The 14,596-nt window shown below is 63.4% G+C and carries 17 protein-coding genes; 9 read left to right on the top strand and 8 right to left on the bottom strand.

The annotated features are described in order from the left end of the window. Positions 1-77: 77 nt before the first annotated feature. A complete protein-coding gene (locus ACRTG1_RS17700) occupies positions 78-491 on the bottom strand; it encodes a hypothetical protein (protein ID WP_206545831.1) in 414 nt (137 codons plus the stop codon). A gap of 99 nt (positions 492-590) precedes the next feature. Continuing rightward, positions 591-1,112: a hypothetical protein gene (locus tag ACRTG1_RS17695; protein WP_432516746.1), complete on the bottom strand. Its 522-nt coding sequence runs from the start codon at positions 1,110-1,112 to the stop codon at positions 591-593. Between the two features lie 176 nt (positions 1,113-1,288). Between ACRTG1_RS17695 and ACRTG1_RS17690 the strand changes: the two genes are divergently transcribed. Together ACRTG1_RS17690 and ACRTG1_RS17685 are read left to right on the top strand one after the other, a co-directional pair. Continuing rightward, positions 1,289-2,245: an L-threonylcarbamoyladenylate synthase gene (locus ACRTG1_RS17690; protein ID WP_432516745.1), complete on the top strand. Its 957-nt coding sequence runs from the start codon at positions 1,289-1,291 to the stop codon at positions 2,243-2,245. A gap of 36 nt (positions 2,246-2,281) precedes the next feature. Further along, positions 2,282-3,697, top strand: a complete 1,416-nt coding sequence (locus ACRTG1_RS17685) for an FAD-binding oxidoreductase (RefSeq protein WP_283799249.1) — start codon at positions 2,282-2,284, stop codon at positions 3,695-3,697. Positions 3,698-3,736: 39 nt separating this feature from the next. Here the strand turns inward: ACRTG1_RS17685 and ACRTG1_RS17680 are convergent, their stop codons facing one another. The 3 genes from ACRTG1_RS17680 to ACRTG1_RS17670 form a co-directional block, all read right to left on the bottom strand. After that, positions 3,737-4,141, bottom strand: a complete 405-nt coding sequence (locus ACRTG1_RS17680) for a MarR family winged helix-turn-helix transcriptional regulator (RefSeq protein ID WP_297563066.1) — start codon at positions 4,139-4,141, stop codon at positions 3,737-3,739. A gap of 169 nt (positions 4,142-4,310) precedes the next feature. Next, complete coding sequence (locus ACRTG1_RS17675) at positions 4,311-4,694, bottom strand: DMT family transporter (RefSeq protein WP_432516744.1); 384 nt, start codon at positions 4,692-4,694, stop codon at positions 4,311-4,313. A gap of 77 nt (positions 4,695-4,771) precedes the next feature. Continuing rightward, a complete protein-coding gene (locus ACRTG1_RS17670) occupies positions 4,772-5,092 on the bottom strand; it encodes a DMT family transporter (protein WP_432516743.1) in 321 nt (106 codons plus the stop codon). A 491-nt stretch (positions 5,093-5,583) separates the two neighbouring features. Between ACRTG1_RS17670 and ACRTG1_RS17665 the strand changes: the two genes are divergently transcribed. Then, positions 5,584-6,147 (top strand): DUF6101 family protein, encoded by a 564-nt coding sequence (locus tag ACRTG1_RS17665; RefSeq protein ID WP_113154507.1) that lies wholly within the window; start codon positions 5,584-5,586, stop codon positions 6,145-6,147. A gap of 35 nt (positions 6,148-6,182) precedes the next feature. Here the strand turns inward: ACRTG1_RS17665 and ubiA are convergent, their stop codons facing one another. Further along, the gene (ubiA, locus tag ACRTG1_RS17660) at positions 6,183-7,166 is read right to left on the bottom strand and encodes a 4-hydroxybenzoate octaprenyltransferase (RefSeq protein WP_206545838.1); all 984 of its coding nucleotides are present in this window, start codon (positions 7,164-7,166) and stop codon (positions 6,183-6,185) included. A gap of 158 nt (positions 7,167-7,324) precedes the next feature. On the opposite strand from ubiA, the gene purD reads away from it, so the two are divergent. Both purD and ACRTG1_RS17650 read left to right on the top strand, forming a co-directional pair. After that, positions 7,325-8,599, top strand: coding sequence for a phosphoribosylamine--glycine ligase (purD, locus tag ACRTG1_RS17655; RefSeq protein ID WP_432516742.1), 1,275 nt, complete (start codon positions 7,325-7,327; stop codon positions 8,597-8,599). Positions 8,600-8,776: 177 nt separating this feature from the next. Next, complete coding sequence (locus ACRTG1_RS17650) at positions 8,777-9,310, top strand: chloramphenicol phosphotransferase CPT family protein (protein ID WP_432516741.1); 534 nt, start codon at positions 8,777-8,779, stop codon at positions 9,308-9,310. A 21-nt stretch (positions 9,311-9,331) separates the two neighbouring features. Here the strand turns inward: ACRTG1_RS17650 and ACRTG1_RS17645 are convergent, their stop codons facing one another. Then, complete coding sequence (locus tag ACRTG1_RS17645; protein ID WP_432516740.1) at positions 9,332-9,568, bottom strand: hypothetical protein; 237 nt, start codon at positions 9,566-9,568, stop codon at positions 9,332-9,334. Between the two features lie 267 nt (positions 9,569-9,835). Here ACRTG1_RS17645 and ACRTG1_RS17640 point away from each other — a divergent pair, with 267 nt between their 5' ends. Beyond that, positions 9,836-11,605: an acyl-CoA dehydrogenase gene (locus tag ACRTG1_RS17640; protein ID WP_432516739.1), complete on the top strand. Its 1,770-nt coding sequence runs from the start codon at positions 9,836-9,838 to the stop codon at positions 11,603-11,605. A gap of 23 nt (positions 11,606-11,628) precedes the next feature. Beyond that, entirely contained in the window at positions 11,629-12,381 is a 753-nt protein-coding gene (locus ACRTG1_RS17635) for a crotonase/enoyl-CoA hydratase family protein (protein ID WP_113154511.1), read from the top strand. A 3-nt stretch (positions 12,382-12,384) separates the two neighbouring features. Here ACRTG1_RS17635 and pdxH read toward each other — a convergent pair whose 3' ends face one another. Continuing rightward, positions 12,385-13,002, bottom strand: a complete 618-nt coding sequence (gene pdxH, locus ACRTG1_RS17630) for a pyridoxamine 5'-phosphate oxidase (RefSeq protein ID WP_283799254.1) — start codon at positions 13,000-13,002, stop codon at positions 12,385-12,387. A 122-nt stretch (positions 13,003-13,124) separates the two neighbouring features. On the opposite strand from pdxH, the gene ACRTG1_RS17625 reads away from it, so the two are divergent. Beyond that, positions 13,125-13,523, top strand: a complete 399-nt coding sequence (locus ACRTG1_RS17625) for an RT0821/Lpp0805 family surface protein (protein ID WP_432516785.1) — start codon at positions 13,125-13,127, stop codon at positions 13,521-13,523. A gap of 119 nt (positions 13,524-13,642) precedes the next feature. Continuing rightward, a complete protein-coding gene (locus ACRTG1_RS17620; protein ID WP_113154514.1) occupies positions 13,643-14,593 on the top strand; it encodes a DnaJ C-terminal domain-containing protein in 951 nt (316 codons plus the stop codon). The last annotated feature ends 3 nt before the right edge of the window (positions 14,594-14,596 follow it).

The following is a 14,596-nucleotide window of genomic DNA, read 5'->3' as shown; positions in this document are numbered from 1 at the left end:
GCTGCGCCCCGTTCGGGCGCATGAGAGATGATTGAACATGGGGCCGGGAAGCGGATTTCGCTTTCCGGCCCTGTTCTTTAGGCGAAGACGTAAACCGCCAGCGCCACTGCCAGATAGGAGGCGAGGCCTGCCAGCGGCCCGAGCTTCTGCAGATAGGCGGGCGGGGGCGTGCCGGGCGAGGCGCGCTTCACGGCCACAAAGCCGAGAATCGCGACCACCAGAATGAAACCTGCCGCCAGAAGCTTTAGGACGAAGGCGGTGCTCATCAATGCGCCGTCATACTGGACGAGCCACATCCACAGGCCGGTGAGCCACAGGAGCACGACGCCGATCAGCGTGATGAGGGTGAAGCGCGGTCGCAGCGCCAGAAGGCCCTGCGGCGGTGCGCCATCGGAGCGTTTGGCCTGGATGGCCACCATCATGCCCCCCATGCCGCCGGCAGCCCCCAGCATGAGGCCGAAAAAATGCAGGATTTTCATGAAGGTCAGCATGGGAAATTTCTCCGAACAATGTTGCGCGGAGGGTGCGTTGCGGCGCGCGCAACGTCAAGCCGGGCTTAAAAACCCATCCTGACAGCCTGATGGCAGGAACTATTCGGGGCGGCCGAGGGGCTGACCGGAAGGTGGCGCTGCGGATGGAGGTGCTGCGGCAGGCCCGTTGTCTGCTTTCGTCCCGGCGCGCCGTTTTGCCTTGTGCCGGCGCTCTGGCACAGCTGGCGTGGCCTGTTCCGACTTTCGAGGTGCGGAAGCAGAGCGCGGGGCAGCCGGACCGGTCTCGCCGCCGCGGATCACCCTTGGCAACTGGCGCGGTCTCTGCTGAATGGAAGACGTGGTTTCGCCTGTCGCCGGCCCAAGCGAATGCGCGGGCGCGCCGATGTCGAGCATGGAAGGGGAGAGGTGGTGGGGCGCTATTTCCGGCATGGCGCTCAGGGCAGGGCCGGGATAGGAGAGCGGTGGCGTATCCGGTGCGGGCTGCCGTTCTTCCAGCGCAAGCTCCTTGAGCGCGATGGTCGAATGCTGGTGCAGATGATCTTCGGATTTCAGCTCAAGAAGGGATGAAGCGCGAACGTCGCCAGCCGCGACAAGCAGCATGGTGACAAGCAGTGGCTTCATGAGCCCTGATCGCATTCTTCTCCCCCAGTCATTGGCGGTTTATGGCGCGTATTTCATTTCGCCGGACCACTCAAACGCGAAATCCCTTAAGATTCAGCAAACTCGCTTGCCGGCGAACTTGCCCGTCATGGGCAGGCGCGATACTCAGCAGAGGGATTTTTATGAGGATCTGGTGCTTGGCTGATATCCTGCCGGAGAGTGAAGCCCTGTCGCGGGCGGTCGAATTTTTGCGTGAGGGAGCGGCCATCGCCATCCCCACGGAAACGGTTTACGGGCTGGCCGCCGACGCCACCAATGGCGAGGCGGTGGCGCGCATCTATGAAACCAAGGGGCGCCCGCAGTTCAATCCGCTGATCGCCCATGTGGCGGACATCGCGATGGCCGAACGTATCGCCGATTTTAATCCGCTTGCGCGCAGGCTGGCCGATGCGTTCTGGCCGGGGCCGCTGACACTGGTTCTGCCGCACCGCGCGGGATCGGGCATTCATCCACTGGTGACAGCGGGGCTCGACACGATTGCGCTGCGCTGCCCCAGAGGGTTCGGCGCGCGCGTGATTGCGGCGCTGGACCGGCCTGTCGCAGCTCCCAGCGCCAACACATCCGGGCGCATCAGCGGCACCACGGCGCAGGCCGTTGCGGCCGATCTGGGCGCGCGCATTCCGCTGATCGTGGATGGCGGGCCGACCCCGGTGGGGCTTGAATCCACCATTGTGAAGGTTTCGGATGACGGGATTGCGCTGTTGCGGCCGGGCGGCATCGCGGCAGAAGAGATCGAACGCGTTGCCGGTCTTCAGCTCGCGCGCGGAGCAAAGGGGGTGCAGGCTCCGGGCATGCTCGCATCGCATTATGCGCCGAGCGCCCATATGCGGCTCAACGTGACACAAGTGGAGCCAGGTGAGGCGCTTTTGGCCTTCGGTCCCCGGCGAGTGGCGGGCGCGGAAACTGCGGTTTCGCTGCGCAATCTCTCCGAAAGTGGAGATCTGCGGGAAGCCGCGACCAATCTTTTCTCCCATCTTCTCGCGCTGGACAGTTCGGGCGCTGCCACAATCGCTGTGGAGCCGGTGCCCCTTGAAGGGCTGGGCGAAGCCATCAATGATCGCCTGGCGCGCGCTGCCGCGCCCCGTGACAGCTAATTAGAGACAGCCAATTCCTGAGGAACCCATCCATCCATGACCATCGATGCCGCACTGCTCGCCCGCTTTTCAGAAATCGTCGGTGAGCGCCATGCGCTGACCGCCCCGGACGAGATCGCGCCCTATGAGGAGGAGCCGCGCGGCCTTTTCGGAGGCAAGACGCCGCTTGTGCTGCGCCCGGGTTCCGTGGACGAGGTGAGCGCCATTCTGCGGCTGGCCAGCGAAACCGGCACGGCGGTGGTGCCGCAGGGCGGCAATACGGGTCTTGTGGGCGGTCAGATGCCCGATGGCGATGGCAATGAGATCGTTCTCTCGCTTTCGCGTCTCAATCAGATCCGCGAGATCGATTTGCAGTCCAACACGGCCACCGTGGAGGCAGGCGTGGTTCTGCAGGTGCTGCAGGAAGAAGTGGCGGAGAAGGATCGCCTGTTTCCGCTGTCGCTCGGCTCGCAGGGCTCCTGCCAGATCGGCGGCAATCTCTCGTCCAATGCAGGCGGTGTGGGCGCGCTCGCCTATGGCACGGCGCGTGACCTCTGCCTCGGCGTGGAAGTGGTGCTGCCGAGCGGCGAGGTGTTCGATGATCTGCGCAAGCTCAAGAAGGACAACACCGGCTACGATCTGAAAGACCTGTTTGTCGGCGGGGAGGGCACGCTCGGCGTTATCACTGCGGCGGTGGTGAAGCTCTTCCCCATGCCCAAGGGGCGGGAACTGGCCTGGGCGGCGCTGCCTTCGCCAGCCGATGCGCTGCGCTTTTTCGAGATGGCCAATGACCGCGCCGGCAACGGGCTCACGGCATTCGAACTCATCGAGCGCACGCCGCTGGCGTTCACGCTGGCGCATGTGCCCGGCGCTGTCGATCCGCTGGAAGAGGCGCATCCCTGGTATGTGATGATCGAGATTTCGTCCGGCCGCTCCGCCGACGACGCCAAGGAGCTGATGGAAGAGATCCTGACCGTCGCCTTCGAGGAAGGGCTGGTGGTCGACGCGGCCATTGCCCAGAACGAAGGGCAGGCCAATGCTTTCCGCCATCTGCGCGAGTCCATGTCGGAGGCGCAGAAGCCCGAGGGCGGTTCCATCAAGCACGACATTTCGGTGCCGGTCTCGGACATTCCCGCATTCATCGAGCGGGCAGGGCCTGCCGCACAGAAGGTCGCGCCGGGCTGCCGCGTGGTCTGTTTCGGCCATATGGGCGACGGCAATCTGCACTACAATATTTCGCAGCCGGAGGGCGGCGACAAGCAGGCCTATCTGGCGCTCTACCGCGAGATGAACGACGCCATCCACGCCATTGTGCGCGATCTGAACGGTTCCTTCTCGGCGGAGCATGGCATCGGGCGCATGAAGCGCGACGAACTCGTCGCCACGCAGCCGGCTATCGCCACGGAGCTGATGCGCCGGGTGAAGGCAGCATTCGACCCGGCTGGCATCATGAACCCGCACAAGGTGATCTAGGGGGCGGGTAGACGAGAGCGGCCTGAGGGGTAGGCGCGGCTATCTGGCGGGTATTGCGGCAAGCATGCCTTCAAGGCCGCTTTCCTTCAGGGCGCTGGCGAGTGCGGTTTCGTAATCGGCCCGGGCCTCTTCGAGCCGCGCCTCACCCTTTTCGGTGATGACGGAGAAGACGCCACGCTTGTCGTCTGCGCAGACGTCGCGAACCGTCAGGCCGGACCGCTCCATGCGCTCCACCATGCGGGAAATCGAACTCTGATTCAGCTGAAGATGGGTCGCCAGATCCTGCATGCGCAGTTCGCGATCCGGGGCCTTCGCCAGCGCCTGAAGCGCGCGGTATTCGGAAAGGCCAATGCCGTGCTTGCTCGTCAGCATGCGGGCGATATCGCTTTCCACAGTGCTGACGGTGTGGACCAGGCGGAGCCAGGCATCGCTTGAACTGGGCATGGCTTGGTCTCCTGCGGGCGGTTTTCTGACGGTGAAGCAGATGTATGCGCATGCAAAATCCGTTTCAAGCCGCTCTCCCTTCGATATGCGCTTCCCTTGGCTTTGGCGGGGCGTTTCGGGAAGCGAAGCGCCCGCGGCGGAGCGCGCCGCGGGGCTTTCGGACCGATGATCAGCCTGCGGCGGTCTGTTCGCCGGCAAATCTGGGACTGTCAGCGAGCTTGAGCCAGACCACGCCGCCGATGATGACGGCGAGCCAGCCGATCTGGCCGATCGTGAGCGGCTGGTCGAGAAGCAGGCTGCCGAAGGTTGCGGCGCCGACCGCGCCAATGCCGGCCCAGACCGCATAGCCGATGCCGACATCAATGGTCTTGAGAGCCGCGCTCAGAAAATAGAGCGTCAGCAGGAAGAAGATGATGGCAGCGATCGACCAGGACGGGACCGTGAAGGCCTGACTGCCGCCGACGCTGAGGGCGTAGCCGATCTCGAATGCGCCGGCCAGCAGCAGCATGATCCAGGCGCGGGCGTTGCCCGTGGTTTTGGTGTGGGTGGTCATGGGGAAGGTTCCTTGAGGCGATGGGCGGAGCGGCAGGCGCGCCAAACCGGCGAGTGAGGGAAGGGCTCTCCGTTGCACTATGCTGCGCCGGTGAGGCGCAGGCCGACAACGCCGCCAATGACGAGGAGAATGCCAAAACCCTTCTTCCAGTCGAGCCGCTGGTTGAAGAAGAGTGCGCCGATCACGACGATGCCGACGCCGGCAACCGAGGTCCAGATCGCGTATCCCACGCCCACGTCGAAGGTGAGCAGGGCGAGGCCCAGGAAAAACGTGGCGATGGCGCCGCTGATGAGCGTGGCGGCGGTCCAGAATGGCTGGGTGAAGCCCTGCGCCCTGCCAGCCGATATGGCGACGGCGACTTCAAAGATGACGGCGATGCCGAGATGTAACCAGTGCATGAGGGGATTCCTTTCGAATTGAGCGGTTCGGGGCTTGGTGGCGATGCGTGGAGTGGCTGCTTCTCGCAGTCGTGATTCCAGTTCAGGCAGGGCCGGGTGGTTGGTTTCCATCTAGTTGCATGCGCATACATATTGATTTGCACAGATGGTGTCAATTTATTTGCTTGCGCATGCAATTAAATAGTGGGCAGGCAAGCTTTCTGACGCAGCGTGAGGGCTCTGGCGGGCACTTGCGGGTTCAGAAACCCAATGCGCCACCCCTTGTCTTTCGGGCCTTTGGGCAATGCCGTTTACGTTCCGGTGACGGGACTTTCCAGACTGTTACACCCGGTTGGAAATCGCTAACCAATTGTAAGGTCAGCAAAATTTAACTGACTTTCTAAGCCTGCCGGTAACGGGCCATCGCTAGAGTGCATCCCATAACGAGGTCGAAAACGACCCGGTGAGAGAACCGGAAAACCGGCTCTCAGGAGTGACAGGAAGGCAAAGACATGAACGGTGGGCTTAAGCCAGTCTGGGCGGGCCGCGCGATGCGGCTCGACCCTTTTCATCTGCCGCAGGCGGTGAGCTATGCGTCGCATGATGCATTCGGTGAGGTGTCCTTCACCATCAATCAGCGTGGTGTGCGGATGCGGCGTCTGCTCAGCCAGAGCGGCCTGCCGGTGACCTTTGCGCTGCCGCCGCGCGCATTTCGTGGCGTGGCTGCCCGCGCCATGGAAGATGATTTCGGTGACGTGACCGTCACGCTCGAACTGCACCATTCCGATCCGATGCTGTGCGTGCCGCTTCTGGTGGCGGACGATCTGGACGATGTGGCCGCTGACTGGCGCGCCTGGTCCGAAGCGCTTGGCCTGCCCATGCTCATGATCGAGGATGATGGTCTTGCCCATGCGCTTGAAGAGAGCATTGGCGAAGTGAAGGCCGCGCCGCCGCAGGAGCGCCGTCAGGGCCGCCCGGTGCGTGCGCGCCGTCCGCGCTTTCTCGCCCGCCGCAAATGCGGAAGCCTCGGTGTGCGCGTGGTTGTCGGGGGCGACGAGATCATCGCCCGCGACTGAACCGCAGCCTTAGAAAACAGTCTTGGAAAGTTGCCTTAGAACTGTGGGCTGATGACGGCCCACAGGCTGCCGCCGATAAGGCCCAGGAAAATCAGCCAGCCAACCACATTGTTGGAACGGAAGAGCGCAAGGCACTGGTCCGGATTGTCGATGTCGATGACCCGGATCTGACGCGCCATATGCGCGCCGGCGGCGATCAGACCGGCGAGTGCTGGCATCGGCACTTCAGCGAGCGCGAAGGCGACGGCGAAGAACAGAAGCGCGCCGCCATAAAGCGCAATCAGCCATTGACGGGTCCTGTCGCCAAACAGGCGTGCGGTTGAACGCACGCCGACGATGGCGTCGTCTTCCTTGTCCTGATGCGCATAGATCGTGTCATAGCCGATCACCCAGAGGATCGAGCCGAAATAGAGCAGCACGGGCGCAAGCGTGAGGCTTTCGAAATCGGCTGCCCAGCCCATCAGCGCACCCCAGGAAAAGGCAAGTCCCAGAAAGAGTTGCGGCCAGTCCGTGAATCTCTTTGCGAAGGGATAGATCGCCACGACCGCAAGCGAGGCAAAGCCCAGCGCGATGGCGAAGATGTTGAACTGGACAAGCACCAGAAGACCGACAAGCGCCTGCGCGATGAGGAAGGCCCAGGCCTGTTTGCGCGAGACCTGACCGGAGGGCAGGGGGCGCGAACGGGTGCGCTCGACCGCATCATCGATGCGCTGGTCAACGATGTCGTTATAGGTGCAGCCGGCGCCACGCATGGCGATCGCGCCGATGAGGAAAAGCCCCAGGTGCCAGAGCGAAGGCAGCACGTCTTCCAGAGGCGCGCCGGGCCGTGCATAGGCGGCTGCGGCCAGCGCGGCGGACCACCAGCAGGGCCACAGAAGCAATTGCCAGCCAATGGGGCGATCCCAGCGGGCAAGCTGCGCATAGGGCCACATGGCCTGCGGCATGACACGATAGACCCAGTGTCCGGAGGGGGCATCCGAGACGCGGCCCTGACCCTGACGGGACTGGATCTTTTCCATGACGCATTTTCCTTCTTGTTGTCTCCTTCAGGAGGGAGTGGCAAGGCCTGATGCGCGCGTCAAGCGTTTCTGTCGTGGGAAGTTGGCATCTGCGCCTTGATTTTCGCGGCAAAGAGCCATAGCCCGAAGCGACAATTGAACAAGTGGGGATGCGTGGCATGAATGTTCTCTTGATCGGATCCGGCGGCCGTGAGCACGCGCTCGCCTGGAAACTTGCGGCCTCCCCGGTTTTGACAAAGCTTTATGCCGCGCCGGGCAATCCCGGCATGACGCAGGATGCCGAATGCGTTGCGCTCGACGTGTCGGACCATGACGCCGTCGTTGCGTTCTGCCGTGAGAAAGGCGTCGACCTCGTGGTGGTCGGCCCGGAAGCGCCGCTGGTGGCGGGGCTTGCCGATGCGCTGAACGCTGCGGACATTCGCGTGTTTGGCCCGAGCGCCGCCGCTGCCCGGCTTGAAGGCTCCAAGAGCTTCACCAAGGAACTGTGCGACCGCTACGGCATTCCCACCGCAGCCTATGGCCGCTTTGAGAACGCGTTGGCCGCGCGCGCCTATGTGCGCGAGCAGGGCGCGCCCATCGTCATCAAGGCCGACGGGCTTGCCGCCGGCAAGGGCGTGACCGTCGCCATGACGGAAGACGAGGCGATTGCGGCAATCGACGAGTGTTTCGACGGCAGCTTCGGCGAGGCGGGCGCTTCGGTCGTGGTGGAGGAATTTCTGGAAGGCGAAGAGGCGAGTTTCTTCTGCCTGTGTGACGGCGCGACGGCGCTGCCCTTCGGCACGGCGCAGGACCACAAGCGTGTCGGCGATGGCGATACGGGTCCGAACACCGGAGGCATGGGCGCCTATTCGCCGGCTCCGGTGCTGGACGAAGCCATTCTGGCGCGCACCATGGCCGAAATCATCGAGCCGACGCTCAAGGGCATGGCGGAGATGGGCGCGCCCTTCACCGGGGTTCTCTATGCGGGCCTGATGCTGACCAAGGACGGCCCCAAGCTCATCGAATACAATGTGCGTTTCGGCGACCCGGAATGCCAGGTGCTGATGATGCGCCTCAAGGAAGACCTTCTGGCGCTTCTCAATGCGGCGGTGGACGGTCAGCTTGCGCATGTCTCTGCCCGCTGGCGCGACGAGGCAGCGCTTACCGTGGTGCTGGCGGCCAACGGGTATCCGGCGAGCCCGGAAAAGGGCACGGCGATCCGCGGGCTCGAGGCAGCGGCTGCGGATGAGAATGTCGAAATCTTCCACGCCGGCACTGCACTGAAGGACGGTGTTCTGGTGGCCAATGGCGGGCGCGTTCTCAATGTCACGGCGCTTGGCGCTTCAGTCACGGAAGCGCAGCAGAACGCCTATCGCGCAGTGGACCTGATCGACTGGCCGGAAGGTTTTTGCCGCCGCGACATTGGCTGGCGCGCCGTGGAGCGCGAAGGCTGAGGCGGGATGCCGACTGCGCGCATGACGCCTTTCATGCCGATGACAATGTGAAATCGTTCAATGCCGGTGATGGTTGGAGCAGGTGAAGCGGGCCGCCGCGTGCTTTGAGACTGCGCTTCATGTCAATCTTCCGTCACGCGGGGCGGTTAGAAGCGTATCAACGACACCGGGCTCTCCATGACCCAGATCATCTTTCTCCACGGCGCTTCGAGCAGCGGCAAGTCGACGCTTGCGCGGGCGCTTCAGGCGCGCATTGAGCTGCCTTTCTGGCATGTCTCGATAGACCATCTGCGCGATGCCGGAGTTCTGCCGCTACAGCGGTTCCGGCGCGGCGATTTCGACTGGCAGGCCGCCAGGCCCGCCTTCTTCAAGGGGTTTCACGCGTCTCTGGCAGCCTATGCGAGGGCGGGGAACAATCTGATCCTTGAACATATTCTGGATGACGACGCATGGCTGCCCGAGCTTCAGGCGCTGCTTGCGCCATTCGATGTCTATTTCGTCGGGCTTCATTGCCCGCTGATTGTTCTCAACGAGCGGGAGGCGGCGCGTGGAGACCGGCCTGTGGGCAGTGCGCAGCGTGATTTCGAGACGGTGCATCTCGGAAAGAATTATGATCTCGAACTACAGTCCCTCGATGGCGCAGAGCACAATACGGATCTGGTCCTCAGGGGCTGGAGAGGCGGGGCGCGCAATTCGGATTTCGCGCGATAGGTGCTGCGTCGCCCCAGCCGCCTAGTCCTCGAACTGATATTCCGTCTCGAAGGGATCGGGCGCGGGCTTGTCGGGCAGGGTTCCCTCCGCAGCACGCTTCTTGTGGTGGGCGAGCGAGCATTCGATGGTGCAGAGAATGCCGCGGTCGGTCCAGTAGGCCGGGCCGTTGTCGATGTCGCCCTCATGATAGGTGAAGCCCGGCATGCCGAGTGCCTTTCCGCATTCGATGCAGCGATGTTTTTCAGGTCTTGCAAGCATGGGGCGTTCCTTCCGTTGGCCGGTTTCTACCGCACCGAACCGAAAAGTGGAAACCGGTTTTCGATAACTTCGATGTGCCGTCGAACCTTTGGAGCGTCCTTCGCGCCGCTGGATGGCCGCATCGTGATCCGACCCTGGTATCAGACACTGCAAGCTTTCTAAGATTGACGTTTACGTAAAGAGAAAATATCAATCTTGCGCCAATGTATGATGGCGAGCGCTTTGCTGAACGGCTAGGGTCTCGCCGGACATCAGGAGGATTGCAGCATGTACCGAGCCCCTGTCGATGAAATCGCCTTCACCCTGAAACACGTCACCGGCTTTGCCGCTGACCTCGACAGCGGCCGGTTTGGCGATCTGTCGGAAGATCTGGTCGACGCCATCGTGGCGGAGGCAGGCCGCTTTGCAGCCGAAGAAATCGCGCCGCTGGCGCGGGTGGGCGACGAACAGGGTGCGGTGTTGAAGGACGGGGCCGTCACCACGCCGCCGGGCTGGGCCGATCTCTATCGCCGCTGGTGCGAGGGTGGCTGGAACGGGCTTGCCGCGCCCGAGGAATTCGGCGGGCAGGCGCTGCCGACGCTTCTCTCGGTCGCCGCCTTCGAGATGTGGAATTCCGGCTCCATGGCCTTCGCCATCGGTCCGACGCTGACGGTCGGCGCAATCGAGGCGCTCGACAAGCATGCGACGCCCGAGCTGCAGAAAAAATATCTGGAAAAGCTCGTTTCCGGCGAATGGATGGGCACGATGAACCTGACGGAGCCGCAGGCCGGTTCCGACCTCAACGCGCTCAAGGCGCGGGCCGAGCCGGTGGGCGACGGCACTTATCGCATTTTTGGCCAGAAGATTTTCATTACCTATGGCGAGCACGATTTCACCGACAACATCGTGCATCTGGTTCTGGCGCGGCTGCCGGATGCGCCGGCGGGCACCAAGGGCATTTCGCTGTTTCTGGTGCCTAAATTCTTCGTCAATGATGACGGATCGCTCGGCGCGCGCAATGACGCCTTCTGCGCCTCCATGGAGCACAAGCTCGGCATCCACGCTTCGCCCACCTGCACCATGATCTATGGCGACGGCAAGTTCGGCGACACGCCGGGCGCTGTCGGCTGGCTGATCGGTGAGGAAAATCGCGGTCTGGCCTGCATGTTCACCATGATGAACAACGCCCGGCTGGCAGTCGGCATGCAGGGTGTGGGCATTGCCGAAACCGCCACGCAGAAAGCGCTGGCCTATGCGCAGGACCGTCGGCAGGGCCGCGCCGCAGGTTCTAAGGGCGAAGGCATGAGCCCGATCGTGGCGCATCCCGACATCAAGCGCATGCTTTTGACCATGAAGGCGCAGACGCAGATGGCGCGCGCCATCACCTATTCCTGCGCCTACGCGATCGACCGGGCGCGGCTCGGTGAGGGCGATGAGGCAAAGGCCTGGCAGGCGCGCGCGGACATTCTCACGCCCATGGCCAAGGCATTCTCCACCGATGTGGGCGTGGATGTCGCCTCGCTTGGCGTGCAGGTGCATGGCGGCATGGGCTATGTTGAAGAGACGGGTGCTGCCGCGCTTTATCGCGACGCCCGCATCGCGCCGATCTATGAGGGCACCAACGGCATTCAGGCCATCGATCTCGTCATGCGCAAGCTGCCGCTTCAGGGTGGCGAGGCGATGGCGGCATTCTTAAACGAGCTGCGGGCCGACCATGCCGCGCTCTCGGACCCATCGGGGCTTGGCGCAACGGCGGAAAGGCTGGGCCAGGCGCTGGATGATCTGGAGGAGACAACGGCGTATCTCACCAAGGCGCTCTCCGAGGGGCGGGTGAACGAGGCGCTTTGCGGCGCAACGCCTTATCTGCGGCTTTTCTCGCTGGTTATCGGCGTTGCGCTGAACACGCGGGCGCTTGCCGCCGGCGACCGGCCCGACCACGCCGTTCTGGTGCGTTTCATGGCGGAAAACCTGCTCGTGGAGACGGCAACGCTCAGGCAGCAGGTAATCGGCGGCGCTGACAGTCTGGATGCGGCGGCTGACGCGCTGCTTTCGGCCTGAACGTTCCGGGAGGAGGAGAAACCATGAGCGAACATGTTCTGATCGAGCGGCGCGGTGCGGTGCAGGTGATCCGCCTGAACCGGCCTGAAAAGAAGAACGCCATCACCCGCGCCATGTATGCGGCGATGGCCGAAGCGCTGAAGCGCGGCGATGAGGATGCGGACGTGCGCTGCCACGTCATTCTGGGCCAGAAGGGCGCGTTTTCCGCCGGCAATGATCTGGCCGATTTTCTGGCCGTCGCCACGGGCGGCGAGGGCGGTCAGGAGGTCTATGATTTCCTTCTGGCGCTGGCAGGGGCGGCAAAGCCTCTGGTCTCCGGCGTCGATGGCGTTGCGGTGGGCATCGGCACGACGATCCACATGCATTGCGACCTGACCTTCGCGACGCCCGCGACCGTGTTCTCCACGCCCTTTGTCGATCTCGGTCTGGTGCCTGAAGCGGGCTCCAGCCTGCTCGCTCCGGCGATCATGGGGCAGCAGCGGGCGTTTGCCCTTCTGGCTCTGGGCGAGGGGTTGCCGGCAGCCGATGCTTGTGCTGCGGGGCTCATTCACAGGGTTGTGGGGGCAGAGGCGCTCGAAGAGGCGGTGTTTGCGGCTGCCGAGGCGCTTGTGGCAAAACCGCCGGAGGCGCTGAAGATCGCCCGCGATCTGCTGCGCGGTCCGCGCGACGACGTGATCGCGCGCATTCGCGAGGAGGCGGAGCATTTTCGTGCGCGCCTCAAATCGGATGAGGCGCGCGCCGCCTTCATGGCTTTCATGAGCCGCAAGGCGTCCTGAGGCTTACGGGTAGAGCCGTTTCGTCTGCCACGCGCCCTGATCGTCGCGGGTGAAGACCACGCGGTCATGCAGGCGGAACGGACGGTCGTGCCAGAATTCGATCTGGCTCGGCACGATGCGGAAGCCCGACCAGTGCGCCGGGCGCGGGATTGCGCCCACGGCATATTTGGCGGTGTATTCGGCAACCGCCTTTTCCAGCGCAAAGCGGCTTTCCAGCGGGCGCGACTGTTTTGATGCCCATGCGCCGATGCGGCTTCCGCGCGGCCGCGACGCGTAATACTCGTCCGCCTCCGCGTCGCTCACCTGCTCCACCGGTCCGCGAATGCGCACCTGACGGCGCAGGCTCTTCCAGTGAAAGCACATGGCCGCCTTTTCCGCGCTCAGGATTTCACCGCCCTTGGCGCTCTCGAAATTCGTGTAGAAGACGAAGCCGCGCTCATCGAACCCTTTCAGTAGCACCATGCGCACATTCGGCATTCCATCGGGATCGACGGTCGCCAGCGCCAGCGCATTGGGGTCGTTGGGTTCGGATTTCGTGGCGTCCTCGAGCCATTCGGCAAAGAGTCGAAAAGGCTCGCTGCGTTCGGTGAAGTCACCGGATTTTAACGTCTCGTCAATCATACTGGCTGCCTGGTTCGCGTTATCTACGGGGAGAATGCCGATTGTCGGGGGCAAAGCAAGCGCCAGTTCGGGGCAAGGCCTTGGCTCTGCATGTTCTGCAGCGCTGTGTCGCGCCTGCAGCGGTGATTTTTCTGGCCGGGTGCAGTGTCTCGGCGCTTGATCCTGGAGCGCCGGATGTGGACCGTTCGGTTGTGACGGGTTCCATTGCGCCGGTGCCGATGCCGGAAAACTTCATGTCTCAACCCGTGAAGCCTGCACCGCTGCCGACAGGGACGGACGCCATGCTGCACGCCATGGTCGGCGGCATGGGCGACAGTCTCGACGGCGCGCCGCCTCTTTCCTGGGACGATCCGGAAAATGATGTGCGCGGCGTTGTCACCGCCATTTTCGATGACGAGACCGGCACCTGCCGCCGCTTCGTGACCTCGCGTGAAAGTTTCGATGGCGTCGGACTTTATCGCGGGACGGTCTGTCCAACGCCCGAGTTCGGATGGCAGATACAGGCGTTCGAGGCGGTTTAGCGGCTGTTTCGGGCGCGGGGTCTGGAATTTCTTCCTAGCCAGACGCATATAGTGAACAACACCCCGAATTCACGAACGTTTTGCCGTATAATGCGGAACGATCAGGAATAGAGCTGCACATGCGCAATCCATATGACGTGTTGGGCGTGGCCAAGAACGCCTCGTCCAAGGAGATAAAATCGGCTTACCGTAAGCTGGCGAAGAAGTATCATCCGGACCAGAAGCCGGACGATCCGAAGGCCAAGGAGCGCTTCGCAGAAATCGGGCAGGCCTATGAAATTCTGGGCGACGAGAAACAGCGCGGCGCTTTCGACCGCGGTGAGATCGATGCCGAAGGCAAGCCGCGTTTCACCGGTTTTGAAGGCGGGGGCGCGGGCGGTGATCCGTTTGGCGGTTTCCGGCGGTCGGGCCGGGGCGGCCCGGGTGCGCAGCATTTCGAATTCAGAAGCGGCGGTCCCGATGGGGCCGGTTTCAGCGGCGCGGACATTTTCAGCCAGATCTTCGGTGATGCTTTTTCGCAGCAGGGCGGACCTGCCGGTCAGGGACGGCGCGCTGGCGCTGGACACAAGCGCCCGAGCGGCATGGGCGATCTGAACGCGACGCTGGATGTCGATATCGAGGACGTTGCAAAGGCTTCCAAGGTCACGGCCATCTTTCCGGGCGGGCGGCGCATCGCGGTCAAGCTCCCGCGCCACGTGGAAGACGGCCAGACCATCCGCCTCAAGGGGCAGGGCGAGGAGACGCCGTTTGGCGAGCGCGGCGATGCGCTGGTCAAGCTGCGCTTCCGCAAGCACCCGCGCTACCGCGTTGAGGGCCGGGACCTGCATGTGGATCTGCCGGTGAGCCTGCGTGATGCGGTTCTGGGCGCGAAAGTGCCCGTTGAAACGCCGACGGGGCGGCTTGCGCTGACCATTCCGGCCTGGACAAGTTCTGACCGCACCATGCGTCTGAAAGGGCGCGGCCTGCCGCTGAAGACCGATGGAAACGGCGACCTTTACGCTCATATCCAGATCATGCTGCCGGAAGGCGGAGATCCGGCGCTTGAGGCATTGTTCCGCCAATCGGCTTGATGC

The organism is Nitratireductor sp. PBL-C9 (assembly GCF_050877045.1).
Taxonomy (GTDB): Bacteria; Pseudomonadota; Alphaproteobacteria; order Rhizobiales; family Rhizobiaceae; genus Nitratireductor; species Nitratireductor aquimarinus.
The sequence above is the reverse complement of the archived record's forward strand: the minus strand, read 5'-3'. Positions and strand labels throughout refer to the sequence as shown.